Raw genomic sequence first — 26,321 nt, forward strand, 5'->3', positions numbered from 1 at the left:
TGTAGTTACCTATACAACTAATGGGACTTGTTCGAATTCATCTAATTTTGACATTACAATTAATGATTTAGATAATGCATCATTTTTATATCCAGCGTCTTCTTTTTCAACTACTGAATCAAATACAGCTCCTGTAATAACTGGATTAACAGGTGGTGTTTTTACATCCTTACCAGCGGGATTGGTTATCGATAATAACACTGGAGAAATAGATCTAACCAATTCAATACCTAACACCTATACCATTACATATACAATAGCCAGAACATGTGTTAACTCATCTAGTGTGAATATATTTATCATAGACAATTCACCTCCAACTGCAAGTATTACTTCTACTGAAAATAATCCAACAGGTAATTCTTCATTTGAAATCACTATTACTTTTAGTGAAGAAATCAATGATTTTGATTTAAATGATATTATTGTTCAAAATGGAATTGTAAGTAATCTTTCTGGTGACGGATTATCCTACCAAGCTACGGTCACTGCAACCGAAACAGGAACGGTTACTATTGATATCAATACAAACAGTTTTACAGACCTATATGGCAATGGAAATATTACTACAACTCAATTTAGAATTAATTTTGATAATACTTTAAGTATTAATGACGAAAGTCTATCAAATCGTATTACTATTTATCCAATACCATCCAGAAATACAATCAATATATCAGGTGAAATCAGTTTAAATTTAAAACGTGCTGAATTTTTTGATATTCAAGGTAAACTAATATTTTCCGAAATATTAGATACCAATAGTATTACTAACAGCATTGACATATCTTCAATTCATTCTGGTTTATATTTAATGAGAATAATTTCTGAAACAGACTCGATAACAAAAAAAATACTCAAAGAATAAAATTATTCTTTGAGTATTTAGTTGTATTAGAATTACGTTACTTGAATTGAAATATAGTGCATTAAAACTCAAACTTTTCAAATAACACTCTATTTTTCTATCTATTATGTTTTATTCTTAAATTTTCTTATCCCCCAAGCTACTTTATAGGTTCTGTATAATAGATCATACAATACCATTTCATGCAGACGATTTTTAGACCTAAACAATCGATTCATAAGCATATGAATATAACTACTCATCATGTCATCTAATTGATTTTTATCTACAATCGTCAATATTTCTTTAACCAAATCTTTACTACTTATACTTTTCTCATCTAAAGCATCAATAATCGGAGCGTAATCTGGATCTGAATCTCTTTTAAAACTTAGGAAATTTTTAATTTTATCATGTTCATTTCGGAATTTCTTATCCATTTGCTTCTTAAGCCCCTTATTCATTCCAAACTCAACACCAAATCCAGTCTTTAAACGTTCCAATAAAGCCAACTTATCATCTTCACTATAACCAAAATCCTGAAGCAATTGATCTATAGCTCTAACGCCAAATAACCATCTCAATTCTTCTCCTTCGTCCCCATCAATCATATCTAAAAAATCCACTATCATTCTGCTATCCAAAAAAAATAATTCTTCTGAGATACTCATAGTTTCTCCTCCATATCGCTCTACCTCTCTTTGATATGTATCCAATTGTATTTTCCATATAAGATCTTCATCAGAAAACTCTTTTAACGAGCCATATAATGTGTTTATAACCTCAGCAATATTTTCAGGTTTATTATAGTGAAACCTTACTCTAATATGATGTTTTGGATCGTTATATCTTATAAAAAACCACTTATCGATAATTCCTTTGTCTAAAAGATGCGTAGCAATTGGTCTAATAATATCGGTTAGAATCAGGTCAGAGGTTTTAGGTCCAGTGTATATTTTATAATACAACCACTCGCTACCTATAATAAAGGATCTTTGTACATCAACCATTAATTCTGTATATTTTTTAGCTTAGTTTCGTTGTAAAAAGACACCACAATTTGATTTGTAAACGCATTTTCTCCTTCTTTTATAGAACTATCTTCGGAATGCAAAAATTCCTTTAATTTAAATCTTTCTCTCTTCTTTACTGTATTCAGCAACATTTTCATTGATGTTATATTCCTCGTATTAATTAACAATTCATTATCTCCATCTACGAGTAGTACAAATTGAGGTAGTTTTTTAGCATCAATAATTTTATGTAATTCGATCTTAAATTCATCATCATCCTTTTGAGGTTTCAATAAATCAGCGATATCTAATGATGAAATATTCCAAGTTGCATTAGAGAATATAACATCTTTATACTCAACTCTTGGTAAAAAATCATACTCCTCCGAAAACGGTCCCCAATCAAAACCAATTCCACTTCTTACATTTTGCGTTTGCATATTTGCTAAAAACTGATAAATCGGTAAAGCATTACTCGAAAAATTATGGGCATTTGTTAAATGGGGAACTACTTCTTTATTAAATTTTTTGGAACGTAATTTTACTTTACCTCTTGGGCTTGCAGAAATCATTAAATCATCTAACAAAAGTTGATCTTGGTCAGTAATAATAGATTTTGCTAAATAAGGAATTTCATATTTTCTAAAATTAGGTCGCATCAAAATATTACCAACTCTTGATTCGGGTAAATGCACTATTTCTGCTAAAATTTTGTCCGGATTTAACTTGGTTTCTAAATCAATTATTTCCTGAGTGTAGGTATTTAAAGACTCATCACCGTGACAAAAACGACCTAATAAATTGGCTGCGCTCGAGCCTCCACAACTAGACATTACTATTTTTTGTGCACTATCTATTTCTACTAATTCTACCATAGAAGAAATCGTATCTGGCAAATCCTGCCAGTTTTCTTCTAATCCTTCAAAATCCTTATCTGTAAGTTCTAATAAATGTTTTCCTTCTTTTATAGACGACACTAATTTTTTATGAAGAATTGATTGTATCGAAGACCATTTAACCTCTTTTACAGCTACTTTTTCTTGTTTATATGGCAGTAAAAGATCATCAATAATCTGACTCACATCTCCAGAGTCTTTATCTTGTAAAAAACCAATTCCTAGTTCTACATCAAGCGCTTTTGATAAGGACACCTCTCTGCTCTCGTAACGTTCATAAAAAGCTGATTTAAATCTAGAAATAAATGTTTCTTTTGGAGGCAAGGTTAATTTGTTAAGTAATGATAACCCTCTTCTTATTTTTCTTATCGTATCATAACTCAGTGTGTTCTTCTCCACCGATAAACTCATATCCGTTTGAAACATATATTTTAACTCAAAACCAGTTTCTAACTTCTTAAGAGATTCGCTAAGATCAATATATTCCTGAGCCGAATTCCCGATATTTTTATCAATATGTTCTAATGTTTCTCGAACATTTTCTAATTCGGAAACAATATGATCAGTCCCTGATAACTTCTGTAGAACAGGCATTATTTGATCTAAAAATTCTGGTCCAGAAACAGAAGGTTCTAATTCACTAATTAATAATTGACTTTCTACCAATTGATCGATATATCCAGAAGCTTCGTCATAGGTAATTTCATCATCTATTAATACTTCTGCTAAATCACTAATTAATGCTCCTTTTTTTACTTTAGTTAGTACTTTTTGTAAATATTCTGAGTCCTCCACAGCAACAATATGATGCACTCTTTTACTATTTACATAAGAATATTCTACATATCTAAGTTGTTTTCCTGCTTTATATATACTGGTATTAGGGTAAAACAAGAGTTGATTCCGGATTTTCTTATCCTTTACAATATCCTGTGATAACGCTACCAGATAATTCATATCTAATCGTGTATGCCGATTGTTCTTTGATTTATCAGAAAGTTCTATGGATGTGATGTTAGAAAATTCTCCAACCGCAGTACCGGCAAAAAGACCAAATGGCGTACATCTAGAAGACATCCTACTAAGATATTTCAAAACAGAATACATCATACGTTCTGATGCTGCTTTCTCCTTTATTTCTCCTTTTAGCCACTTTTCAAACTCCTGATATAATGAAGGAGATGCTAAAAAAATCGCTTCTTTAACAATTTTATCCGTACAAACTGTTTTTAGTTCTTCTTCACTTAATTCTTCGTTTTTAGTTAACTCTTTATAAAATGAAAAAGAAAAGAGTGGTGTTCTTAAAACGTACTTAGAAAAGTTTTTATAGCTCATAGTTTTGCTATTTGGAATTAACTGATTAATAAACACTCATCCCACTTCGTCTCGAATGGTGCCAAATAAGAAATTATACTCAGTCCAATTCCTGCTACACCTTCTAATAAATTGATTTCTTTTCTCCAACCTTCATCCGTTCCACCAAACCATTGTTTATAACCTACATATCCATCTTCATGTATTGCCATTTTAAGCCCTTCTTCCATCCAAAAATCGGCTGTTTCTTTAAATATTGTCTTTTTTGTTTCTTTATACATATAATTATAAATCTGTACCATACCAAAGGTACCATGGCATAGGCCGTTATCTTTTACTTTAGCCTCTATAAGATCTCTTCTTTTACAGGAGTTTTCCACTGTGTCAATTCCTTTTTGAATAATTGTATCATCTTTTAAAACGTTTCCTACCCGCCATAAGGTTAAGCCAATTCCTAAATCCCCATAACACCATGCCAATCGCTCAACACTATTCTTTTCCTTGCCTTGATATACCCAACTTGGAAAAAAAGAAGAACAAGATACATCTTTGTTTTCATTACTTAGAATAAACTGTGTAGCTTTCTCTATTACAGGCATTACTTCATCATAAAAGTCATCATAAATTGCCAAACGTGATAAAAAGTTTATAATACTAGACATTCCATGGGAGAGACTTAAGTTACATCCTCTAATTTCTTTATTTTCGTCTAGATAACTTTCCCATTTCATCATACCATCCTCTTTAATAGCAGCTCTTTTAAGAGAAGCCACAATCTCTAAAAGTTTTACTTTATAGTATTCTTTTAAATCTACAGATTTTGTCCTCTGATATCTTTTAAAAAAATAAAATCCAATCCCTATTACTCCATGAAGAAAATCATAAAATTTATCTTTCTCTCCCATTTGTACGATAGCACTGCTTAAATAAGCATCCAAATCCGATAGAAGTTCATCACTATCTATATCAATAAACTCTTCTTCCTCTAACAATTCTATCACCCAACCTGCTCCGGCAATTCCAGTACAGAAAGTAGGAAAACTATATCCTTCATTAATTTTTTCAATTACAGAAGATATCATTTCTACTCCTATATCAGCATGAGATTCTTGATTAGTAAACTTAGAATAATAAAAATTAAACAATGCGATTCCAGAAATACCTGATAAAACACCAACATGTTCATTCGTCTTATAATTTTCGGAAAGAATGGTACTTATTCTTTCCAGTTTATCTAACAATATAGGTTTAAGTGTATTCATTTGCTTTTCTTAAATAGTACTATAAAAAAACTGCCCAATTAAGGCAGTTTTCGCGTTTAAAGTATTAAAAAAACTTGTATTTAGATCTATAGTATGACATCATTTTTAAAAATATGTCAAAGTATGACCCATTGGTTTTAGAAACAATATCTTCCTGGAGGAGGACAGCTATTAAAAGCATCTAGGGTAGGACAACAATGTGTTGGATCAATACCACCCTTTATTTTATTAAGGTTTAAGTCACTAATCGTTTGTTTTTTAAGCTCCAATTTTTTCAATGATTTTTTCATGATATTGTATAATTTTTAAAATTACCTACTCTGTTTATGGTTTTCGGCTTCCCCATACCAAAATTGATTATTCTAAATATTCCATTTTGATTCTACAACCAAATTAACACAGAGTAGGAAAGCAAAAAAACATAGTTTCCTCATTTTGGATAAAATACGGAGCAAAAAAAGCCCCGTAATTTTACGGGGCCCTATATTTTATTTCTATTTGACTAAGGTATATGACTATGGTCACAACGTACATCAGAATCAGCGTGTTCCGTCGGTAAACAATCACCTCCTTTAATTTGGCGCAACCCAGCATTATTAATTCTAGCAATAGTAAGCTTTTTCAAGGTTACCTTTTTCTTTAACTGTTTTTTCATTGTATAATATTTAAACGATCAAAATACCAACTGATATCATTACAAAATCGTAAAATTAGATAGATGAAATATAATTTTTATCATTACAAAATCATAGTTTATAAACCGCATTTTGTTCAAAATGCGGTGTTTATTTCCTTATATTAAACACTTTGTACTTTAGGGTGAAGTTTCTCTATATTTTTTATATAATACGACGGATTAAGTCCTGTTTTAGCCTTAAAATGTTTTGTGAAGGAATTATCACTCTTGTATCCTATTTCTGATGCAATGGAACTAATAGAAAATGATCTAAATTTTTTATCATTCTTTAATCTTTTAAGAGCGTAATCAATTCTTAGATCATTGATATAATCATTAAAACTCTTCGCTTTATAGGTATTAATAATTTTAGAAAGATACGTAGCATTTGTTTTTACCTTTTTTGCAATCGACCTTAAATTACAGTCTAAACTCAAAAAATATTCTTGTTCTTCCATCTTAAGCAATCCTTTGAGAACTTCGTTGATTTTTTCATCATCTATTAAAATCTCTTTTGCTACGTCTTTTCTATCAGTAGATTCTATTTTCTCTTTAGTTTCTAGATCTGATATTTTTTTTACAAGCTCGTTAAATACAATTTTATTCGATTTTTGTTTTCTAAAATACACTATTAATACCGTAATCATTATCAAAAAAACCAATGCCAAAATTCCAGAAATATATTCCTTATACTTTTGTTCTTTTACCCGTTTACTTTCTAATTTTTTGATTTGATCGCCCAATTGTTGAGTGTTTTGATCATATATTTTGTTAACAGTTTTGTCCTTATCTTTTTGGAATTGATCTTGTAATTCTTGGTGTCTAGTAAACCAATGAATAGATGCATCCCCATCTCCTATCTCCTTATAACTTTTAGCCAAAAGTACATGTGCATCAATGATTCTATTTTTTCTTAAATCACTTTCTTTTAAAGCATTTATAGTTTCTAGTAGATAATTAATAGCTTTATCATAAGATTTAATATCGTAAAAATAACTTGCCAAAAAATAATTAACGTTGATCGATTGATTTGATCTTTTACTAACCTTCAGGTTCTTTAAAATACCTTCTGCTTTATATAAAAAATTCAACGCTTGATTGAAATCTTTACTTTGATAAAAAACAATACCTTTTTTAATATATAAATCAGCAATAGCTATTTGATAATCCAAAAATTCACTCATTTTTATACCTATATCAGTATACTTAAGAACAGAGTCAAATTTTTCCAAATCCAAATACACTTCACTAATAATAGTGAGTACATTAACATGATTTTTACCATTCTTAAATGATGTTTTATCAATAAAACTTAGTAATTTATTACAATCAACCAATGCATTATCCAACTGATTCATGCGCCTTAAAACTATAGCAATATTGGATTTAGCAACAATCTCATTTTTAAGATCCCCTTTTTCTTGCGCCATTTCTAAGACCTGATGATACGCATCTATTGCTTCTTGATTTTGCCAATCTTGTAAATAAGAATTCCCCTGACGTTTATATGCCTCACATAGGGTTTTATCGTCATTATTGGCTGAAGCAATTTTTATAGCTTTATCTAAATAAGATATACTCCTCTCCGACTCTTCTTTCTTATAGAAATAATATCCAATGTCGGAGTATACAATAGCAAGATTTGTATTTGGTTTCCTAGATTTATTTAGAGCGATTTCATAAGCTATACTTTCATTGATCTTAGAAGTCTTGATCAAATCAATTAATTCTGTAAAAGTTTTGTTTTCTAAACTATCAACTACTACTGAACCTTTTTCCTGAGCTTGAATTTTTAACGTCAAAACACAGGATACAAACAAACAATAAAGTAGAAACTTTGGGATATATCTATTAACAAAAAAAAACATTCGGATTGATATTGTGTGATCATCCAAATGTAATGATTCTTTTTAAGCTGTTTAAAATGTCCTATTCTGAAAAAGGAGTTCCCTTATCTAAAATTGATCGTACAACTTTGTGATTGTCCAAACCACTTTACTCTATTACGAGAAGCTAATTTATAAATTCCATCACGTAACATTCTTGGCACAAACGCTAAAAGAGCGGCTACCCTTTTCCATTTTGGGATTTTAGAAACAATTCTTAAAAAGCCGTCTGAATGTGTATGAGATCCATTTTCATCAATAAGAATTACGGTATCTAATTGCTCTGTAGGGTATCCATATTTTTTTAGGTATTCTTGACCTTGAGGTGATTGAAACGGAGTAAAATGGAAAAGATCTTCTGGAGCAAATTGCATTAACCAACCAACTACACCATTACACAGATTACATTCTCCATCGAATATAATAATACTTTTGTTTAAAGAAGTTTCCATTTTATTGATTTTTAAGTTTTTACAACCCTATAGTCGTATAAAACCATCAATCATTTCAATACTACGATGAGAATTAAGATAAATCTTAGGATTGTGCGTTGCAATTACTACCGCTTTATTTCTAGATCCGGTAATTTCCTTTAATAATTCAAATATCATTTCAGAGTTTTTCTGATCCAAATTTCCTGTCGGCTCATCAGCTACAACCAAAGAAGGATCATTGATTAGTGCCCTAGCAATCGCTACTCGCTGTTGTTGTCCTCCAGAAAGTTGATATGATGGACGCTTTGCAAAATCTTTCATACCTACTTCTTCCAACAAGATAAAAGCATCTTTTTTAATTTCTTCTTTACTCTTTTCTGATAATTTCATCGCTGGAAGCATTACATTCTGCAATACGTCAAACTCAGGAAGTAAATAATGAAACTGATATACAAAACCAATATGTTGGTTTCTAAAATCGGTAAGTGATGAAGGCGTTAAGTCTTTAACATCCTGATTATGGATATTCAAACTCCCTTCAAAATCCATATCTAAGGTGGATAAGATATATAACAAGGTTGATTTTCCGCTTCCGGATTCTCCAAAAACCGAAACCAACTCTCCTTCAGAAATTGACACAGAAATGTTCTTTAATACCTGATGCTTTTCTGGATCAAGAAAGTATTTGTTAATATGTTGTGCCTCTAATATCATATTCCTCTAATAATTGTTACCGGATCCACTTTACTTGCTTTTCTAGAAGGGAAATATCCAGAAACAATAGTGGTCAAAACACCAAACAAAAACCCTAAAATATAGTAAGACATTCTAAAATTAATAGGATATGTATCTACAATGATGAAATCAGAAGTATCCAATGGTGTTGTCGAAATCATATAACTAATTACATACCCTAAAATTCCGCCAAAAAATGCTCCTAAAACTCCAATGATCAATGATTGTATTAAAAAAATAAAAACAATATCATTGCTAGAATATCCAATAGTTTTTAATACTGCAATATCCTTTCTCTTCTGAATTACTGTAATATTTAGAATATTATAGATCCCAAATCCAGCAACTAAGAGTAAGGCAAAAGAAACAGACCAAGTAAGGATATCACGAACCTTATTCCCTATTACAATAGTCTTATTACTATCTTTCCAATCTTCTGTGGTAATTGTATCTATCTTCTTTATGAGATCTTCCTTAAGATTCACATTATTTCTGTCTTTTAGCTTAATATGAATATTGGTTATACCATTTTCATTTCCTAATAAATTTCGCAAAGTACTTGCAGAAACATATGTTCTAACATTATCAATAGTGGTTATCCCGAAACTAAAAATACCAGAAACTTTTAACGCTTGATTCTTTCCATTGGGAAGTATCATTTTAATCGTATCACCAACGGATATTTCTAATCTCTTTGCCAAGCTTATCCCTAAAAGAATTGTATTTTCATTTAACAAACTAGAAAAACCTTCTCCTACTATCAAACGTCTTTCTAGATCAACCACGGTTTGCTCTTGGTCAGGAAAAACACCATTGATACTTCCTGGAAATTGCTTTGTATCACTAATTAAAATTGCTGGTGAAATTATCTGTTGCGCAAAAGATTGTACATTTTCATGATTTGCTAAAAACATATTGATTCTTTCACCGTTTTCTATATAGTTAGACGGTACTAATGAATTGTTTTTTAATTCGGTGTTTGTTTTTTTACTAACAATAATATCTGGACTACCATTAAAAACTGCATCATCCAAAAAGTCATTGACACCAGTCATGAAATTAATCATTACAATAAAAGTAGTCACACCCAATAACACACCAATAGTAGCTAAAAAGCTTTGCTTTTTTCTTGCAGAAAGATATTGTAATGCAATAAATACATTGGTTTTATTAAAAACTTGATTTGACATATTTCTTAGGTCGCTATAGGAAGAATATGATTACACTAATTAATAATAGTATATTTCTGTAATTTCGAACCTTACCCATATTCAAAACCAAAAACTAACTATTTATTTCTTTTACTACTTTTTGCAATAGGGTTAAAATCCAGACATAATTGTATCCAATATTCTAGGTCTTTATCTAAATCGAACCCATCTGGAGTAACAAATGCATACCCTTTCATAGATCTACCAGTAAAATCCATAGGGTAACACCCTTCTCTTTTTATAGCATTTTTATATGCTTCCTCTCCAATGCGGGCCATCAGTAAATCTGTTTCCTTTTTTTTGTCATAATGAATCCCACAACACATCTTATCATCCACCATAAAGCAAAGGCCCCCCATCATTTTTTTAGTGTAAAAGTTAGCTCTTTTATCTCTAAAAATCTGGTTGATTCTATCCGCTAAATATTCATTATACGCCATTAATATATTGCTTTGGTTAAATATTCATTTATTGGACGCATTACCTGCCAATAATCCATAAGCTTATCTATCAGAGATTCACTGGTAATAAGCGCAGGAGATTCTTCGCCGACAAAATAAAATTGCTTATTAGCGATTAAAGGCTCTCTTTCATAAGCCTCTTTCCACTCTTTAGGGACGCGCTTTAGTGCTCGTCCTTTTATACTACCAAATTTTTGAACAAAATCATTGTCATTTAATAATTTTCTAAATCCTGAAGAATCTTGGCTAATTTTAGTTCGTATACCGTGTAATTGTTCTTTCGAAACACCAAAACACCCTCCCATCACACCTACCATTTCTGGGGAAAATCGTAAAAACATTCCCGGAACGCTCTTATCCTTGCGACCTCCTCTAGATACAAATGCTGTATAATGGATATTATATGGAGTTTTATCCTTAGAAAAACGAATATCCTTGTTAATACGAAGTATACAATCCTTTGCCTCTATTTCTAAGGTAGGATCATATTTTTGTATTTCCTGAATCATCCTATCTACAAAAACCTCGAAGGGTTTCTTAATACTTAACTCGTATCTTTTCTTGTTAGCATGAAACCATTCTTTATGATTATTTTGTTCAAGTTCTTTAAAAAAGTTTACAAAATCTTCAGTAAAATATTGCATAAGTGAAGTTATTAATATTTAAATATAGTCAAACCATAAATTAGAACGAAATCAAAGCGTATGTATAACTTCTATCTGTTTGTAAACACAAAAATTACCGGCGCTTTGATTTCATTCTAACGGATAGCTCTTTATATGTTAAGACATAGAATGAAATGCCACTCGATTACCTTCTGTATCCAGGAAAACAGCCATAAAGCCATTTTCTCCAATAGAAGTTTTGGGCATTAAAATTTTTCCCCCAGCCCTTTCCACACGAGCTAATGGAATAGCCAAATCATCACCTCCGTTAAGATATGCAAAGGTTCCTTCTTGAGAAGGTGTATTGCCATTTCCATGAGTGATACATCCCCCGACACCGCCTTCTTGATATGGAAAGAAAGCCATTTTAAACTCCATTTCCATCGGTTGTAATTCTGCACCTAACAGCTCATTATAAAATTTCACGGCTCTTTCAAAATTGGTACTTGGTATTTCAAACCAACTAATTGCATTCGACATAATAATATATTTTGTATTGATTAAGAATATCTCAAAGGTATATGATAAGGATCGTTTAGAAAAACATTATTTTTGACAAAACATAGGTTTCTAAAATGAAAAAGAACGAAGAATTATTCTACCTAATTAAATCATTAAGTAAAAGTGAAAAACGTTATTTCAGACTTAGCTCAAAAGGCGGAGAAGACTCGGAATACCTATTGTTGTTTAATGCGATAGAAGAACAAAAAACATATAACGAGGCTATAATAAAAGAAACATTTGCAAACAAATCTTTTGTAAACCAATTAACTACTATAAAAAACTATTTAAAACAACGTATTTTACAGTCTTTGCGAAATTATCACGCTAGGATTTCTATACAGGCTGAATTAATAGACATCATCCGCAATGTAGAAATTCTGTTTCATAAAGGTCTATATACTATTTGCAACAGTGAACTAAAACGTGCAGAAAAAAAAGCAATTAATTTTCAGCAAAATATTGTATTGTTTCAAATTAAAGACTGGAAAAGAAAAGTACATCAGGCATTATACCCTCAGGATTTTGATTCTTTAAAAATTATTATTGTTGAACAGAAAAACTCACTGAATTCTGCTGTTGAATACAGCAATCTTCTATTAGCTAATGTCGACCCCATAAACTCATCTTTATCTCACAAAAAAACAAATCACTTACACAATAAAACACTAAAAACCTTACACCTATACAGAAAACAACTTGCCGCTAAAAAATATGAAAAAGCAAAAAACACCATAGAAAAACTACTAAAAGAATGGGAACAGCAGCCTGAGTTACTCAAAGAATATTTTACTACCTATTTCTCTGTATACAATAACTATCTAGGATATCTTGTCTTTAAAAAATTACATAAAGAAGCTTTTGTTAGGATCTTGGTTTTAAAACAGAAAGCACAAGAAATCAACTCAAATTCTGCTTCATTAATCAAAGAAAAACTTCGTCTTTATAACATCGAGCTTGAAATTCATCGATATCTAAAAGATCTGCACAACACACAAGAGGTAATCGAAAATATCCAAACCTTTATTAGACAAAACAAAAAAGTTATTCCTTATAATTACTGGCTATCATTTCGCTTTCAATTTTCTACCATTTATTTTCAGAAAAAAGACTATAAAGAATCACTTCACTGGATTAACAACATCTTAAACAATCAAACAAAAAAGGATCGAAAAGATTTGATTACGCACACTTATTGGCTTAACCTTTTAGTTCATTATGAACTAGGAAATGGATTGACTTTAAGGTATTTAATTACGGCTATTAAGAAGCATATTAAAAAACAAAAAAACATAGCTTCCTATGAGATGCTGATATTAAAATTATTATCCAAAACGGTCGAGTACTCGGAAAAAGATAAGGAAATTGCTTTCCAGGAATTATCCTTCCGATTAAAAGAAGATCCTATTCCAAAATTTATAATAGGATATGTCAATTTTAATGAATGGATCGATCAAAAATATTAAGTGTTCTAAGTTTCCAAAAGAGAAATAAATTAGTTAGATTTTTACCGGTAGTAGATAAAAAAGCCCATAGTGCAAAACTACAGGCTTGTTAAGTGATTTATACAACTTTATTAATCAGATTCATCAGGTTTAGAGTTTCCATACATTGGTAACCCTTCTATGGGGTATAAAATCTCTTTATTAAAACCATCAAACTTGTAATTAGATAATGTGAAATAATACACAAAACTATCTTCTTTCTTAGGTGACAGTAGTTGTATACTTATTTTGCTAGGTAAATATGCTCCAGAATCTGTTTTTTCACGATCAAATCTAACGGTACCATGTTGTAAACCTTTTGGCATGGTAATAAAAAAATCATTTATCGTGACTTCTGTAAGATCTATAAAACCAGTTTCTTTATTAATATAAATTAGCCAACGATCATATTGATCATTAGGTTCCTCGGACCCCCAAGTAGCATATACCAAATCATACTGTTTATTTTCGAACTCTTTTTCTCCTGCATACCTAATAATTGTTGCATCTAACATTCTAAATGGTGATTCTAATATGTAATGATAGGTTGCCAATCCCCAAATATATCGATCGTGTTCATGCTTTTTTATTTCGTTAGTTTTATCTTTGATTTTATATCCTTGCCAAGATTGTAATCCCTGTATAGTTCCTTTTTTTCTTCCTTCGAGGTATTGCAACTGCCCATCAAAAGTGTTAGTAGCGAAACGAAATTGAAGATCATTTTTATTATTCCCTGGAAAAGCGTTCATAGGCATAACTAACCATCCTTTTTTCCAGTTAAATTGCGCCGTTACTTCATATACATCTGTTTTGGAAAAATTATCGTATCCCATTTTTTCCATAGAAGCCTGTAAAAGTTCTCTTCCTTTTGCTTCTGTTTGATTAGGATTACTTATTAAGTAGTCACTTCGCAAATCAACAGATGAGCAAGATTGAATGGTCAAAATAGCTGTTACAAGAGATATCAATTTGATAAATAATTTCATGATTCTTGGATTTAAATTAAACACTGGTTTTCTTTTGTAAATTTTTTAAAGCTTTCTTCATTACTGATGGTAACATGACATTTTTGGCCATCCATTTTTTTATAATATTTCCGTTAGGATCATAGTATTGAGTCCATATGATCTCTGTTCCTTCCATTTTTTCAATAAGCTTAAAATAGCCCAAATGATTCTTAACAATATGCATATCTGCGATCATATATGCGTACCCATATGGCGGATCCCAATGCACTATTTTTTCTTCTAATAAGTCAGGACCGAATTGACAATGCCGCTCACATCCTTCTTTCCATTCACCGCTTTGATTGGCTATAGTAAGATCTACTTCTTTGATCATTGGCATCCAAGATGTCATTCCTTTGTGATCGGAAACTACATCCCAAACCTTATCGATTGGTGCATTGATAAACCTCCCTATCTCAAGTTGCTTGGGAGCATTGGTAAATTGATTTACATCTAATGTTTTCATAACATATATTTATAATTAGACCGTTCTACTTATTTTAATTTAAAAAAAATTAAACCCTTATAAACTTAAAAGTCATTTCTAACCAAGTATCCATATCTTTTCTAGATCTTTCTACTTTCATCTTGAAAAATGTTCCATAAAATCCAGAATGTAAATAATTAGCTATTTCTTTAGGAGTAAAACTATCTGTTATTTCCTTTACTTCCTGACCTTTTCTGGCAACCTCAGCTATTACATCCAGCCATTGATCAAATTGTTCCTTTGTTTCTTCAGCTAATGAATCATATAATCTTCCTGTTTCAATCCCTAAATTGTTAATCAAACATCCACTACAGAAATTATCTTCTTCGTTATATCCAATTAATAACTTATAAAATGACTTTAAGGTATTAATAGGTGTTTCCTCTGATTTTTGAAATATATCCTGAAGCCATTTCCTATTTCCTTCTCCATAGTATTGAATTACCTGTCTTGCAAAATCTTCTTTAGATTTAAAAAAGTTATAAAAAGATCCTTTTGGTATTCCCGCTTCCTTAAGAATTTGGTTGATTCCCACATGATGGTATCCATTCTTTCGGATTACCTGATATCCGACCTCTAAAATCTCTTCTTTATTATGCTTATATCCCATTGCAAAGCAAATATATAAAATGTTTTTATAAATTAGACCAATTGGTTTATTTTAATATATAATTTAACTAAAAGGGTTGTCATTAACTAGACAAACCCTTTAGTTACCCTACTAAAATAATTATTACTTAACCACCTTTACTTCTGGATATCTCTTTTTAATTTCCTTATACCTTCCATTACTTGCATTTACTTTTTCTCCAGTCTCAACATAATGTTTTAAACCTATCAGCGTTCCTATCAGCGTTTTTTTAAAATTCCCTTTCGCAATTGCTCCGATAAATGCCGGTTTCGTTCTAAACTGAAACTCATAAGAGGCCGTAGAAGTTCCATTCCCATTATCTCTAACTCTATAATAGGCCTGGGAATTATCTATATCCAACGGAAACTTTTCTGCATCAATTACTATATTGCGCATCACCTTATTCTCATTATCAATCTCCTCAATTCTTTCATGTGTCCAACGTGTACCCTTTTCATTAAAACTACATTTACGTTTGGCACCGAGTTCACCCTTTAATGATCCATTAATATAATCAGAGGTGTATATATATGGAGAAAAATTAGAAATCTCCCCATAATCCAATACCATAGCTTCCCATACTCTATCTGGTGATGCTTTAATTTCTATTTCTACCTTAATGATTCGATGCTTCTTCGACATGCTCTGCGAAAAAGCAACCGTACTACATATGAACATAAAGGTTCCCAAAATCCAAGTTTTCATTGTTGCTTTCATAATTTATAATTTGATCTAATACTAAACAGTTTTTAAAGGATGCTTTTTAAAATACTTTACATCGGATTTCAGTTTCGCAGCTGTCTGTTTACCTGTTTCTAAATAATACCGAAGATCAACCATAGTCTGTATAATATCTTTTTTCAACTTGGGTACTATCATCCAACTCATCAATGCTTTTGGTATCGTTGCAAGTTCTATTTCGAGGTCTATCGAAACTTCCGAGGTATTTACACCTCTTTTATGAACTTTCCAGGTATTTCTAGCGCTCTTCATCATAGCTGGTAATCCATCCGCGTAATAAGTGTATGTCATATTATGCTCATCCACTTTTTCTATAATTTCACTAATTTCACCCCAAGTAGAATGGCAACTTCGCCCTCCTTCTAATGTATTAGGTACTTCACGTTTTTCGGAATGATTTACAGTACTTGCCCAATCGCATACTTGTCCATAGTCTTTCCACAACACTTCCCAAACTTTTGCTGCGGGAGCATCTATACTAATTATTTCTTTAATCTTCATCTTGTTTTAGTTTATACTTAGATGCAAATCAGAAAACGGTGTGACAAACAAGCATAAAAAAACCCAAACTTTTTGTTTGGGTTTTACATATATACCTAGCAGTTTCTAATTGAGATTCATAAGCTTCTTTACATGTTCATCATTCACAATGTCTTCTAAAAATGTTCTTTTATCAAAATTGTTTTTATATGGAAGTTTCTGATATAACTGAGCGTACTTATCATCTACATAATCTAACATCGTATCTGCCTGAGGTTTTAATAGATTTCTAAATTCAGAATACTCCTCACGATTGAATAACAAATTTTTACTGTCTATAGCCTTGCCTTTTATAGCATACGTAACTTTTTTATGACAACGACAGGGATTGTTTTTATTTACCAATCCACATTTATTATTCATAAAACTAAAAATATCTGCTCTAGCTCTTGATAATCGTTTCCTAAAATTACTCTTAGATATTCCCAAAATTTCTGAGCCTATAGTATGATCTGCATTGAACATCTCTCCAAGTATAAATGTAATTCGCTGTTCTTTAGTTAAACACAGTAACATCCCACTCATGCACATGTAATTCATTTCACGAATTACCTTCTTATTTTCCTCTTGCTCCAATGCCGTCAATGCAACATCAGGAGTATTACTTAAAGCGCGTTCCATAGTGTCAAAACTATCAAGTACCGTCTCTGCTGGTTTTCGTTTAGACATTAAAAAATGATTAGCAACAATTCTATAAAGCCAAGTTCTAAACGAACTTTCTCCTTTAAACTGTGAAAGCTTAGTAATCACTTTAATATTTACTTCTTGTGTCAAATCTTCTGCATCAGTAGGGTTTTTAACCATTTTCCAAGCAATATTGTAGATATATGGTTGATGTTTTAGGACTAAGAACTCCAAAGATTTCTTATTACCTGATTTAGCTTCATTAACTAATTGAATATCTGTAGTATCACCACTATACTCTTTTAAAAAAGGATTCTCCATGATTATTTTTTACTTGGATGCAACAAAACAATATGTGTGACAACTATTAAAGATACTAATTTGACACTTCACTTTTACAAAGAGTTTACCATTGGATTAACAGTATATTAGATAGGCTATTAGTATCTTTAATTTATAGAACAAACTACTTAAAACCAAAACCATGAAAACCATACAATTCATTAAATTAGGAATACTTTGCACATCGGTAACTTTACTAAGTTGTAATCAGAAAAAAGAAGAGAATTTAACTACGGAAACTTCAATCGCTAAAACTGTAGAAGAAAAGCAACCTGAGAAAAAGGAAATTACTTATGATGTCACTAAACCTAAAACTATTATTAATGCAGTTACCGAAGCTTCTGGAGGTTGGAACAACATTTGGAATCTTAAGGATGTAGAATACACCTATACCTACGAGCAAGCAGATGGAAAAAAAGACGTTTCTATCGAACGCTATATTTTTGATGGCGAATATTCTTGGGGTAAATACACCACACATCAAGTAAATGTACTACCTGAAGGTGAACAGACCATCGTACAGAATTTTTCTAAAGGAACAGCTTCAGTAAGTATGGACGGTAAACCGATGACTGATGAAAAAATGATTGGAACTTCCGATTTCCTACGTCAGGTAAACTATTACTGGTTTATGATGAACTTTAAAATTGGCGATCCTGGAACTATTTATGAATACAAAGGTCAGGAAACCATTAACGGAAAAGTGTATGATAAGGTCTCCGTAGCCTATGATCCACAAAAAACGGGTAAAGAAGCCAATGATGCCTATATTCTTTACGTAAATCCGGAAACCAAACTGATAGATCAATTCTATTTCTCTCTACCCGCTTGGGGAATCAATGAGACTGTATTATTAATGAAAGTAACATATACCGAAATTGATGGTATACAAGTATCTACACATCGATATGCATATATCCCCAATGAAAAAGGAGAGTATCCTAAAGAGCCATCTTTATCTGAGATTTCTACCAACATAAAATTTAATAACGGATTTACTCCGGAAGACCTTAAAATCTAAGCAATTTTAAGAAACTAATATAAAAAGGGATACCAGGCGGTATCCCTTTTTACATATGACACTGATATTGCTAATTCTATTAAAGCTGTCACACTTTCTTTTTTATAGAATCTAAAAAGTGTAATAACTTTTAAAATAATACATCATGAAACTTACAAAATTTTTATGCTTATTAGTAATAATACTATTAGGATCGAGGAATATTAATGCTCAAAAATCTAATGCCAATATCACCTTAACAAAGGTTGTAGATACTTCTGCCGATAATGTTTGGGATAAATTAAGACAGTTAGATGATATTGATAAATATTCGTCTGCTATTTCTAAAGTAAAATGGACTGGTGAAAAAGGAATCGGTGGCCAAAGAGTATGTACATCCGCAAACGGACAAGGATACTTTAAAGAAAGTATTATCGCGTTTGATGATCAAAATCGCACTTATACATATGCATTAGTAGAAGGTGTTCCCACAAAAGGAATGATTAACAACTTTAAGGTAATAGACCTAGGATATCAAAAATCCATGATTGTATGGACCAGTAACTATGATCAGTTTATGAAAAACCCACAAATGACTGAAAAGCAATTCTTAGGATTTTTAAACCAATCTGCTAGTGAGATGATTGCCAATGTGGCAATTGCCGCAGTAAAATAGTTTTGATCTGATGCCTTTAAATGATGTTTGAAACATAACATCCCCATTGTCACACTGAGCCTGTCGTAGTATAATATAAAAAAATTGTTTTAATCATCTTCGACAAGCTCAGACTGACATAAATATATCAACTAAATCTTCCATATATAAAATTTATTTTTCTTTCTACTTGAGTTAATAATCCGAAAGTTATGTTAAAGTGCTAAAAGCTATGTACACTTCTAAAAACTATCATATCAAAACAATAAAAACCAACGGAGGAAACGATTTTAAGAAATGGAATGGTTAATTGACATTTATTTTAATCTTCTTATTTTCAGTGTTTTAAATACAATAAACAAAACTTTAACACAATAAATTTTGAATTACTAGACGAGTGGTCATAATTTTGCTCTTTCAAAAATCAAAATGTCAAAGACCTTAAAACACGAAATCAAAGCGGATTATCTCCTAGAAAAAGGGGTAGAGATCATATGGTCCAAAGGTTATAATGGCACTAGTGTAAATGACATTGTAAAAGCAGCAGATGTACCAAAAGGTTCCTTTTACTTTTATTTTGATAGTAAAGAGGATTTTGCAATAAAAGCATTGGATAAATACTTTACTATGCAATTTTCTCCTGCCTTGGATATTCTTCAAAATAGTGATGGGTCTCCTAAAGAACGTTTACTAAACTTTTACCAATTCCGTATAAAAGTTTTAAAAGAACAATTAGAATGCAAAATGGGATGTCTTGGATGTAATTTAAGTAATGAAATGTCTGAGCATAACGAAAACATAAGGAATGCTGTATTAGATAGACATAATTTGGTGAAAACTGAAATAACCAAGGTTGTTAAAGAAGCCCAACAATCCGGCGAAATAAATTCTTCTATTAATGCAGAGGATCTAGTTGGATTTATTGAAGATGCAGGAAAAGGGGCGATGATAACAATGAAAGAAATGAAGGATTCATACCCTGTCGATAATCATCTGAATATGGTAACACACTTATTAATTAAATAATTTTTTTTATTCTATTAATAGACGACTGGTCAATTATTAATTTATTTCAAAAATTTAACCAAAACTTGTCCAAGTAGAATAAATTAAAACGTCAATATATTAAACAATCATAAATCACACTAAGTCAACATAACATGATATATAGTCGACTGGTCAACTAAATTTAAAAAAATGAATACAATAAGAAAATTAGGCAATGCTTTTTCAAAAAAATGGGCAGAATTTGTTATCAAATTCAAATGGCCAGTTTTGATCGCAACTTTAATCTTAGCGATGGGGTTAGGTTCGCAAGGAAATATGGAATTTGATGGAGATTATCATGTCTTTTTCAGTAAATCAAATCCAGAACTAGAAGCATTCGATGCTCTACAAGAAAAATATACGAAGGATGACAATGTTGTAATAGTCTTAACACCGTCTAATGGTGATATTTTCACAAGAGAAAATTTAACTGCAATAGAAGAACTTACTGCCCAAGCATGGAACACCCCTTACTCTTCTCGGGTAGATGCTGTTACAAATTTCCAATACACTAGTGCTCAAGGTGATGATCTCTATGTAGACGATCTTTCCTATGAATCTTCTAACAAAACTGAAGCAGAAATTGAAGTAATTAAAGAAAAAGCATTAAAAGAACCACTTTTGGTAAATCGTATTCTTAATGAAACCGGCACAGTAACAGCAATCAACGTAACAGTACGACTGCCTGGTGAAGATAGTGCGAAAGAAATACCAGAAGTTACCGCTTTCATCCGCAGTACTATTTCAGATTTTAAAAATAAGTATCCAAACTTTGAAATCCATTCTTCTGGATTAGTTCCATTAAATACGGCATTCTTCGAATCCTCTATGAATGACCTTATGCTGACCATGATTATGTTAATCATTGTTATTATTACAACCTTCATTCTTACACGAAATATCTATAGTACTATTGCAACTTTTGTAGTAGTTATATTTTCAATTATGAGTGCTGTTGGATTTGTTGGATTAGCAGGTATAAAGTTAACTCCTCCATCTTCTGTATTTCCTACTATGATATTAACATTAGCGGTTGCAGATAGTATTCACATTTTGATTACCATGCTTCAGAAAATGAGAAAAGATGGATTCTCCAAAAAAGATGCATTGGTAGAATCTATGCGACTTAATTTTATGCCAGTTTTCATTACTAGCTTAACCACAGTCATTGGGTTTTTAACTATGAATTTCGGAGATGTTCCGCCATTCTGGGATTTAGGAAATATTACCGCTTTCGGTATGACTATGGCGTTCCTATATTCCACTACAGCACTGCCCGCTTTAATGGCAATATTACCAATAAAAGTAAAAACTAAGGAAATAGCAACTTCAGAAAAAATAAGTTGGTATACCTCTTTAGGACATACGGTTGCTAAACAACCCGTAAGACTTACAATTATCTCAACAATTGTTATTGGTATTTTGACATTTTTAGCCACAAAAAATAGGTTTAACGATGAGTTTATTAACTATTTTGATGAGACTGTTACGTTTAGAACCGATACTGATTATATCAGTGAAAACCTAACAGGTATCTATAATGTTGAATTCTCTGTAGGTAGCGGAGAAAGTGGAGGGATTAACAACCCACAATATCTAAACAAACTAAATGAATTCGAAAATTGGCTCAATGAACAACCAGAAGTTGTACATGTAAACGCTTTTAGTGAAGTTGCTAGAAGAGTAAATCGTTCTATGCACGGTGATGATCAAAACTATTATAAGATCCCAAAAAGTCGTGAAGAAGCAGCTCAATACTTATTGCTATATGAATTATCTCTTCCATTCGGATTGGATTTAAACAATCAAATTAACGTAGATAAATCGGAAACACGTGTAACTGTCACCATCGAAAATATTAAAAGTGCTGATATGATCGCTTTTGCAGATCGTGCAGAAACTTGGTTACAAAACAATACACCAAAACCAATGCACGCAATAGGTGTGAGTCCAACATTAATGTTCTCTACACTTGGTTTTAGACAAGCAGACAGTATGTTTACTGGTAATATTATTGCATTGATTTTAATATCCCTTGTATTAATGTTTGCATTAAGAAATTTCAAATTAGGTATGCTAAGTATTATTCCAAATGTAACTCCTGTTTTAGTTGGTTTTGGTTTCTGGGCCCTATATAAAGCCCAAATTAATACAGGAATGGTAATCGTATTCGGAATGACATTAGGGATCATAGTAGATGACACTGTTCATTTTATGAGTAAGTTTTTACGAGCTCGAAGAGAATTAGGTTATGATGCTAAAGAAGCTGTGATTTATGCTTTTGAAACAGTAGGTAAAGCTTTAGTAACTACCACTATTGTCCTACTAGCAGGATTCGCAGTACTTTCTACTTCTTCTTTTGCATTAAACAGCTATATGGCAAGAATTACATTAATCATAATCTCATCCGCCTTAATCATCGATTTTATACTGCTTCCTTCACTTCTTATTCTAACTAGTAAAAAGAATGAATCAAAAGATGCTGTAAAAGATTTAAAACCACAAATACAACTTGACAAATAATTGTAAAAAATAAAATAATGAAAAAATTAATTTTAACAGGAATCGCTTTACTAAGCATTTCCATGACACAAGCACAAAGTGCAGAAGAACGAGGTTTACAAATTGCCAAAGAAGCCGACAAAGCCGATCAAGGTTTTAATAGTTCGATAGTAAATCTAAAAATGACTTTAAAAAATAAAAATGGCCAAACAAGCGAACGTTTATTAATTACTAGAACCTTAGAACAGTCTGATGATGGTGATAAATCCATGATTGTATTTAATAGCCCTAAAGATGTAAAAGGAACTTCAACACTTACTTTTACACACAAAATAGGGTCAGACGATCAATGGCTTTTTTTACCATCCATAAAAAGAGTGAAAAGAATTTCATCAAACAATAAGTCTGGTCCTTTTGTAGGTAGCGAATTTGCCTATGAAGATCTCTCCTCTCAGGAAGTAGAAAAATATAGTTATAAATTTCTGGAAGAAAACGGGAATTTACTTGTCGTAGAACAAGATCCTGTAGATCCAAAATCCGGATATACAAGGAGAGTAGTTACCTATAACAAAGATAAAGCATATCGTTTAGAAAAAGTAGAATTCTACGATCGCAAAAACTCTTTACTAAAAACACTTACCTACAGTGATTATAAATTATATAAAGGTAAATTTTGGAGAGCATTAACCTTAGATATGGTAAATCACCAAAGCAATAAAGAAACACAATTAAAATTTAGTGATTACAATTTCGAATCCGAATTATCCGAAGATGATTTTACACAAGTAGCTCTTAAAAGAGCTGGGAAATAATCTCAAAATCCTAGCACACATAAGACACGTTTTTAGTTCTGATCTTACTCTTTACCAAATGTCCTTCTAGTAATAAAGACGGTCTATGTGTGCTTAATAATATTATAAAAATGAAATTTAAACCCTATTTACTTCTTCTTACTCTACTACATACCATACTTATAATTGCCCAAGAAGAAGATAAAAAAGTTACCCAAGATTTTGAATTAGAATTAGAAGGAGAATACCGCTATTTTTATGACAATCCCCTTTTTGAGGGGCAAAAAGATCATTTTCCCTCGTTAGGTATAACACCAGAATATTCGATAGCATGGAATAAAGGATATGAAAGCATTAATTTTAAAGGGTTTTTCAGACTTGATGTTGATGATGAAAGAACACATTGGGATATCCGAGAACTCTATTACCAGAAAGCTAATAAGAACTGGGAATTAAGTCTTGGGTTAAAAAAAGTATACTGGGGCGTAACTGAAAGCAATCACTTAGTCGATATTATTAATCAAACAGATGCCGTAGAAACTTTCGACGGAGAAGAAAAGCTAGGGCAACCCATGGCTCAATTTACTTGGACTACTGAAAAATTTGGTTCTTTTGATTTTTTCTATCTTCCTTATCATAGGAAACGAACTTTTTCAGGCACCAAAGGAAGACTAAGATTTCCTGTTGTAATTGATAAAAACGATTTAACTTATGAAAGTAGTGCAGAAGAATGGCGACAAGATATTGCATTTCGCTGGAAACATTACTTCAGTATTTTAGATATAGGAATATCTCACTTTTACGGAACAGGTAGAGAACCCTTATTTACATTTGATAACCTAGGAAATATCAATGCATTTTATCCAGTAATTAACCAAACAGGGTTAGATTTACAAATTACGCATGATGCTTTTTTATGGAAACTAGAATCTATCTATAGACATGCGGATGTCCAGGATTTCTTTGCTCTGGTTGCTGGCTTAGAATACACATTTTCCAATATTGATGGAGATGGTTTAGACATTGGTATCTTAGGTGAATACTTATATGATGAACGTGATGCACTTGCATTAAATGCGTTACAAAATGATATTTTCATAGGAAGTCGTATCGCATTTAATGATACTCAGGATACTTCCATACTAATAGGTGGAATTGCTGATCTAGAATCTAGTAGCAAAGTTTTCAGTTTAGAAGCTTCTAGACGTTTCGGAAGTACTTGGACAGCATCGGTCGAAGCTAGAGTATTTAGCAATATAGCCCCAAACGAGTTTATATTATCAAACTTTAGAGAAGATAGTTTTATTAGAATTTCAATTTCAAAATACTTCTAAACTAAGTTGAACATTTTAACTATTTTTTCTGATCAAAAGTTAATTTGTTACAAAAAAATAATATTTAATAATCATTTGGGTTTAACATAATGTTAATAATTTAAACACAAACTCAAATGAAAATCAACAAATCAATCTTATTGATGAGTGCAGCCTTTGCCGTACTCTCATGTTCAGAAAATGAACCAATTTCTGAACTAGAAAACCTAGAACCTGACAATCAAATCTTTGATGGCGCCGAAAGAGCAAATTTTGACAAAATTGGAACAACCGAAGAAGGTTTTTATGCAGGATTACCTATCAACTATGAACTAGTAGACGGAAAAAGAATTTTTGAAGGTGACATTATTCTTCCTAAAGACGAAGTCTATACAGAAGACTCTAATTTTGTATTAGAAGACGGACAAGATCCTTCTTTAAGCAGAAGTGTTGGACGTACCTCTGGAAGATGGCCTGATAATACAGTTTACTATACCATAGCAAATGATCTTCCTAACAAAGCTAGAGTTACCAATGCAATTGCTAGCTGGGAAAACAATACCAATCTTACTTTTATTGAAAGAACTAACGAATCCAACTACATATATTTTAGACCTGGTAGTGGATGTTCATCAAGTGTAGGAATGGTTGGTGGAAGACAAAACATCAATTTAGCAAGTGGTTGCAGTACTGGAAACACTATTCACGAAATTGGTCATGCTGTTGGATTATGGCACGAACAAAGTAGAGCTGATAGAGATCAATATGTAACTATTAATTTTCAAAATATTCAATCTGGTAGAGATTTCAACTTTAAAACCTATGTAGAACAAGGATATGACGGAGACGAATATACTAGTTCTTTAGATTTTGGATCAATTATGATGTATGGAGCGTATTCATTCTCTAAGAACGGTCAGCCAACAATTACCAAAAAAGACGGAAGCACATACTCTGTACAGAGAAATGCATTGTCTACTGCTGATTTAGAAGGAATAGATAAAATGTATCCCGATGGTGGAGACGGCGGTGGTGAACCGACTTATGAAAATGGACAATACTATACAGTTTATGGACTAAGAGTATACCGATATAATGATAAATGGTACTACTACAGCTCCAGAGGATGGAGAGAAGTAGTTTATGTTAATGGGGCTTGGTATTATGCATAATCTATAATATCATATTAATAAATTGTTTTAAGCCTTAGGTCTATAATACCTAAGGCTTTTAATTTTTAGTTGCAACGATATTCC

General features: G+C 31.6%; 27 protein-coding genes. 9 read left to right on the forward strand and 18 right to left on the reverse strand.

Annotation, left to right across the window (positions count from 1 at the left end; translation table 11 throughout):
* A partial coding sequence (locus J8L88_RS00005; protein ID WP_211059612.1) for an Ig-like domain-containing protein occupies window positions 1–868 on the forward strand: 868 nt, incomplete at its 5' end.
* A gap of 104 nt (window positions 869–972) precedes the next feature.
* Here J8L88_RS00005 and J8L88_RS00010 read toward each other — a convergent pair.
* The 12 genes from J8L88_RS00010 to J8L88_RS00065 form a co-directional block, all read right to left on the reverse strand.
* Window positions 973–1,857: a thiopeptide-type bacteriocin biosynthesis protein gene (locus tag J8L88_RS00010; RefSeq protein WP_211059613.1), complete on the reverse strand. Its 885-nt coding sequence runs from the start codon at window positions 1,855–1,857 to the stop codon at window positions 973–975.
* The gene (locus tag J8L88_RS00015; RefSeq protein ID WP_211059614.1) at window positions 1,857–4,091 is read right to left on the reverse strand and encodes a lantibiotic dehydratase family protein; all 2,235 of its coding nucleotides are present in this window, start codon (window positions 4,089–4,091) and stop codon (window positions 1,857–1,859) included. The genes J8L88_RS00010 and J8L88_RS00015 overlap by 1 nt, the downstream gene beginning before the upstream one ends.
* Window positions 4,092–4,108: 17 nt before the next feature.
* Window positions 4,109–5,332 carry a lanthionine synthetase C family protein gene (locus tag J8L88_RS00020; RefSeq protein ID WP_211059615.1) on the reverse strand — a complete coding sequence of 408 codons (1,224 nt, stop codon included), beginning with the start codon at window positions 5,330–5,332 and terminating at the stop codon, window positions 4,109–4,111.
* A 137-nt stretch (window positions 5,333–5,469) separates the two neighbouring features.
* Entirely contained in the window at window positions 5,470–5,622 is a 153-nt protein-coding gene (locus J8L88_RS00025) for a hypothetical protein (protein ID WP_155839727.1), read from the reverse strand.
* 212 nt (window positions 5,623–5,834) lie between these two features.
* Window positions 5,835–5,987 carry a class I lanthipeptide gene (locus J8L88_RS00030; RefSeq protein ID WP_211059616.1) on the reverse strand — a complete coding sequence of 51 codons (153 nt, stop codon included), beginning with the start codon at window positions 5,985–5,987 and terminating at the stop codon, window positions 5,835–5,837.
* Between the two features lie 143 nt (window positions 5,988–6,130).
* Window positions 6,131–7,810: a helix-turn-helix domain-containing protein gene (locus tag J8L88_RS00035; protein WP_211059617.1), complete on the reverse strand. Its 1,680-nt coding sequence runs from the start codon at window positions 7,808–7,810 to the stop codon at window positions 6,131–6,133.
* A 149-nt stretch (window positions 7,811–7,959) separates the two neighbouring features.
* Window positions 7,960–8,346, reverse strand: coding sequence for a thiol-disulfide oxidoreductase DCC family protein (locus J8L88_RS00040; protein ID WP_035086021.1), 387 nt, complete (start codon window positions 8,344–8,346; stop codon window positions 7,960–7,962).
* A 27-nt stretch (window positions 8,347–8,373) separates the two neighbouring features.
* Window positions 8,374–9,042 (reverse strand): ABC transporter ATP-binding protein, encoded by a 669-nt coding sequence (locus J8L88_RS00045; RefSeq protein WP_027394264.1) that lies wholly within the window; start codon window positions 9,040–9,042, stop codon window positions 8,374–8,376.
* Complete coding sequence (locus J8L88_RS00050; RefSeq protein ID WP_211059618.1) at window positions 9,039–10,253, reverse strand: FtsX-like permease family protein; 1,215 nt, start codon at window positions 10,251–10,253, stop codon at window positions 9,039–9,041. Before J8L88_RS00050 ends, J8L88_RS00045 begins: the two co-directional genes overlap by 4 nt.
* A 98-nt stretch (window positions 10,254–10,351) precedes the next feature.
* A complete protein-coding gene (locus J8L88_RS00055; protein WP_211059619.1) occupies window positions 10,352–10,714 on the reverse strand; it encodes a TfoX/Sxy family protein in 363 nt (120 codons plus the stop codon).
* Complete coding sequence (locus J8L88_RS00060; RefSeq protein ID WP_118388655.1) at window positions 10,714–11,379, reverse strand: DUF2461 domain-containing protein; 666 nt, start codon at window positions 11,377–11,379, stop codon at window positions 10,714–10,716. Before J8L88_RS00060 ends, J8L88_RS00055 begins: the two co-directional genes overlap by 1 nt.
* Window positions 11,380–11,517: 138 nt before the next feature.
* Window positions 11,518–11,880, reverse strand: a complete 363-nt coding sequence (locus J8L88_RS00065) for a VOC family protein (protein ID WP_118388653.1) — start codon at window positions 11,878–11,880, stop codon at window positions 11,518–11,520.
* A gap of 95 nt (window positions 11,881–11,975) precedes the next feature.
* Between J8L88_RS00065 and J8L88_RS00070 the strand changes: the two genes are divergently transcribed.
* Window positions 11,976–13,367 (forward strand): hypothetical protein, encoded by a 1,392-nt coding sequence (locus J8L88_RS00070; protein WP_211059620.1) that lies wholly within the window; start codon window positions 11,976–11,978, stop codon window positions 13,365–13,367.
* Window positions 13,368–13,477: 110 nt separating this feature from the next.
* Here the strand turns inward: J8L88_RS00070 and J8L88_RS00075 are convergent, their stop codons facing one another.
* The 6 genes from J8L88_RS00075 to J8L88_RS00100 all read right to left on the reverse strand — a co-directional run bounded on the left by J8L88_RS00075 (window position 13,478) and on the right by J8L88_RS00100 (window position 17,736).
* Window positions 13,478–14,371: a hypothetical protein gene (locus J8L88_RS00075; protein ID WP_211059621.1), complete on the reverse strand. Its 894-nt coding sequence runs from the start codon at window positions 14,369–14,371 to the stop codon at window positions 13,478–13,480.
* 16 nt (window positions 14,372–14,387) lie between these two features.
* Complete coding sequence (locus J8L88_RS00080; RefSeq protein WP_027394271.1) at window positions 14,388–14,858, reverse strand: SRPBCC family protein; 471 nt, start codon at window positions 14,856–14,858, stop codon at window positions 14,388–14,390.
* Between the two features lie 49 nt (window positions 14,859–14,907).
* On the reverse strand, window positions 14,908–15,489 hold the full coding sequence (locus J8L88_RS00085; RefSeq protein WP_118388645.1) for a TetR/AcrR family transcriptional regulator: 582 nt from the start codon (window positions 15,487–15,489) through the stop codon (window positions 14,908–14,910).
* A gap of 123 nt (window positions 15,490–15,612) precedes the next feature.
* A complete protein-coding gene (locus tag J8L88_RS00090; RefSeq protein WP_027394273.1) occupies window positions 15,613–16,227 on the reverse strand; it encodes an SRPBCC family protein in 615 nt (204 codons plus the stop codon).
* Between the two features lie 21 nt (window positions 16,228–16,248).
* Window positions 16,249–16,752, reverse strand: a complete 504-nt coding sequence (locus tag J8L88_RS00095; protein ID WP_027394274.1) for an SRPBCC family protein — start codon at window positions 16,750–16,752, stop codon at window positions 16,249–16,251.
* Between the two features lie 105 nt (window positions 16,753–16,857).
* Window positions 16,858–17,736 (reverse strand): RNA polymerase sigma factor, encoded by an 879-nt coding sequence (locus tag J8L88_RS00100; protein ID WP_118388643.1) that lies wholly within the window; start codon window positions 17,734–17,736, stop codon window positions 16,858–16,860.
* A 163-nt stretch (window positions 17,737–17,899) separates the two neighbouring features.
* On the opposite strand from J8L88_RS00100, the gene J8L88_RS00105 reads away from it, so the two are divergent.
* From J8L88_RS00105 to J8L88_RS00135, 7 genes are all read left to right on the forward strand, one after another.
* Complete coding sequence (locus J8L88_RS00105; protein WP_211059622.1) at window positions 17,900–18,778, forward strand: DUF6503 family protein; 879 nt, start codon at window positions 17,900–17,902, stop codon at window positions 18,776–18,778.
* A 145-nt stretch (window positions 18,779–18,923) separates the two neighbouring features.
* Window positions 18,924–19,433: an SRPBCC family protein gene (locus J8L88_RS00110; protein WP_211059623.1), complete on the forward strand. Its 510-nt coding sequence runs from the start codon at window positions 18,924–18,926 to the stop codon at window positions 19,431–19,433.
* Window positions 19,434–19,841: 408 nt separating this feature from the next.
* On the forward strand, window positions 19,842–20,438 hold the full coding sequence (locus J8L88_RS00115; RefSeq protein WP_027394278.1) for a TetR/AcrR family transcriptional regulator: 597 nt from the start codon (window positions 19,842–19,844) through the stop codon (window positions 20,436–20,438).
* Window positions 20,439–20,609: 171 nt separating this feature from the next.
* The gene (locus tag J8L88_RS00120) at window positions 20,610–22,982 is read left to right on the forward strand and encodes an RND family transporter (RefSeq protein ID WP_211059624.1); all 2,373 of its coding nucleotides are present in this window, start codon (window positions 20,610–20,612) and stop codon (window positions 22,980–22,982) included.
* Window positions 22,983–22,999: 17 nt separating this feature from the next.
* Window positions 23,000–23,773 carry an outer membrane lipoprotein-sorting protein gene (locus J8L88_RS00125; protein WP_027394279.1) on the forward strand — a complete coding sequence of 258 codons (774 nt, stop codon included), beginning with the start codon at window positions 23,000–23,002 and terminating at the stop codon, window positions 23,771–23,773.
* Window positions 23,774–23,883: 110 nt separating this feature from the next.
* The gene (locus J8L88_RS00130; RefSeq protein WP_211059625.1) at window positions 23,884–25,086 is read left to right on the forward strand and encodes a hypothetical protein; all 1,203 of its coding nucleotides are present in this window, start codon (window positions 23,884–23,886) and stop codon (window positions 25,084–25,086) included.
* A 116-nt stretch (window positions 25,087–25,202) separates the two neighbouring features.
* Complete coding sequence (locus J8L88_RS00135; RefSeq protein ID WP_211059626.1) at window positions 25,203–26,237, forward strand: M12 family metallopeptidase; 1,035 nt, start codon at window positions 25,203–25,205, stop codon at window positions 26,235–26,237.
* Window positions 26,238–26,321: the final 84 nt, after the last annotated feature.

The sequence above is a fragment of the Aquimarina sp. MMG015 genome, assembly GCF_018100855.1.
GTDB classification, from domain to species: domain Bacteria; phylum Bacteroidota; class Bacteroidia; order Flavobacteriales; family Flavobacteriaceae; genus Aquimarina; species Aquimarina latercula.

What these genes read in the sequence shown, in the direction of transcription:
- J8L88_RS00130 (WP_211059625.1), top strand. Translation starts at nt 23,884, where the DNA reads ATGAAATTTAAACCCTATTTACTTCTTCTTACTCTACTACATACCATA.
- J8L88_RS00125 (WP_027394279.1), top strand. Translation starts at nt 23,000, where the DNA reads ATGAAAAAATTAATTTTAACAGGAATCGCTTTACTAAGCATTTCCATG.
- J8L88_RS00060 (WP_118388655.1), bottom strand. Translation starts at nt 11,379, where the DNA reads ATGCAATATTTTACTGAAGATTTTGTAAACTTTTTTAAAGAACTTGAA.
- J8L88_RS00105 (WP_211059622.1), top strand. Translation starts at nt 17,900, where the DNA reads ATGAAAACCATACAATTCATTAAATTAGGAATACTTTGCACATCGGTA.
- J8L88_RS00050 (WP_211059618.1), bottom strand. Translation starts at nt 10,253, where the DNA reads ATGTCAAATCAAGTTTTTAATAAAACCAATGTATTTATTGCATTACAA.
- J8L88_RS00070 (WP_211059620.1), top strand. Translation starts at nt 11,976, where the DNA reads ATGAAAAAGAACGAAGAATTATTCTACCTAATTAAATCATTAAGTAAA.
- J8L88_RS00115 (WP_027394278.1), top strand. Translation starts at nt 19,842, where the DNA reads ATGTCAAAGACCTTAAAACACGAAATCAAAGCGGATTATCTCCTAGAA.
- J8L88_RS00110 (WP_211059623.1), top strand. Translation starts at nt 18,924, where the DNA reads ATGAAACTTACAAAATTTTTATGCTTATTAGTAATAATACTATTAGGA.
- J8L88_RS00045 (WP_027394264.1), bottom strand. Translation starts at nt 9,042, where the DNA reads ATGATATTAGAGGCACAACATATTAACAAATACTTTCTTGATCCAGAA.
- J8L88_RS00025 (WP_155839727.1), bottom strand. Translation starts at nt 5,622, where the DNA reads ATGAAAAAATCATTGAAAAAATTGGAGCTTAAAAAACAAACGATTAGT.
- J8L88_RS00100 (WP_118388643.1), bottom strand. Translation starts at nt 17,736, where the DNA reads ATGGAGAATCCTTTTTTAAAAGAGTATAGTGGTGATACTACAGATATT.
- J8L88_RS00030 (WP_211059616.1), bottom strand. Translation starts at nt 5,987, where the DNA reads ATGAAAAAACAGTTAAAGAAAAAGGTAACCTTGAAAAAGCTTACTATT.
- J8L88_RS00010 (WP_211059613.1), bottom strand. Translation starts at nt 1,857, where the DNA reads ATGGTTGATGTACAAAGATCCTTTATTATAGGTAGCGAGTGGTTGTAT.
- J8L88_RS00055 (WP_211059619.1), bottom strand. Translation starts at nt 10,714, where the DNA reads ATGGCGTATAATGAATATTTAGCGGATAGAATCAACCAGATTTTTAGA.
- J8L88_RS00020 (WP_211059615.1), bottom strand. Translation starts at nt 5,332, where the DNA reads ATGAATACACTTAAACCTATATTGTTAGATAAACTGGAAAGAATAAGT.
- J8L88_RS00065 (WP_118388653.1), bottom strand. Translation starts at nt 11,880, where the DNA reads ATGTCGAATGCAATTAGTTGGTTTGAAATACCAAGTACCAATTTTGAA.
- J8L88_RS00095 (WP_027394274.1), bottom strand. Translation starts at nt 16,752, where the DNA reads ATGAAGATTAAAGAAATAATTAGTATAGATGCTCCCGCAGCAAAAGTT.
- J8L88_RS00015 (WP_211059614.1), bottom strand. Translation starts at nt 4,091, where the DNA reads ATGAGCTATAAAAACTTTTCTAAGTACGTTTTAAGAACACCACTCTTT.
- J8L88_RS00090 (WP_027394273.1), bottom strand. Translation starts at nt 16,227, where the DNA reads ATGAAAGCAACAATGAAAACTTGGATTTTGGGAACCTTTATGTTCATA.
- J8L88_RS00040 (WP_035086021.1), bottom strand. Translation starts at nt 8,346, where the DNA reads ATGGAAACTTCTTTAAACAAAAGTATTATTATATTCGATGGAGAATGT.
- J8L88_RS00120 (WP_211059624.1), top strand. Translation starts at nt 20,610, where the DNA reads ATGAATACAATAAGAAAATTAGGCAATGCTTTTTCAAAAAAATGGGCA.
- J8L88_RS00085 (WP_118388645.1), bottom strand. Translation starts at nt 15,489, where the DNA reads ATGGGATATAAGCATAATAAAGAAGAGATTTTAGAGGTCGGATATCAG.
- J8L88_RS00135 (WP_211059626.1), top strand. Translation starts at nt 25,203, where the DNA reads ATGAAAATCAACAAATCAATCTTATTGATGAGTGCAGCCTTTGCCGTA.
- J8L88_RS00075 (WP_211059621.1), bottom strand. Translation starts at nt 14,371, where the DNA reads ATGAAATTATTTATCAAATTGATATCTCTTGTAACAGCTATTTTGACC.
- J8L88_RS00080 (WP_027394271.1), bottom strand. Translation starts at nt 14,858, where the DNA reads ATGAAAACATTAGATGTAAATCAATTTACCAATGCTCCCAAGCAACTT.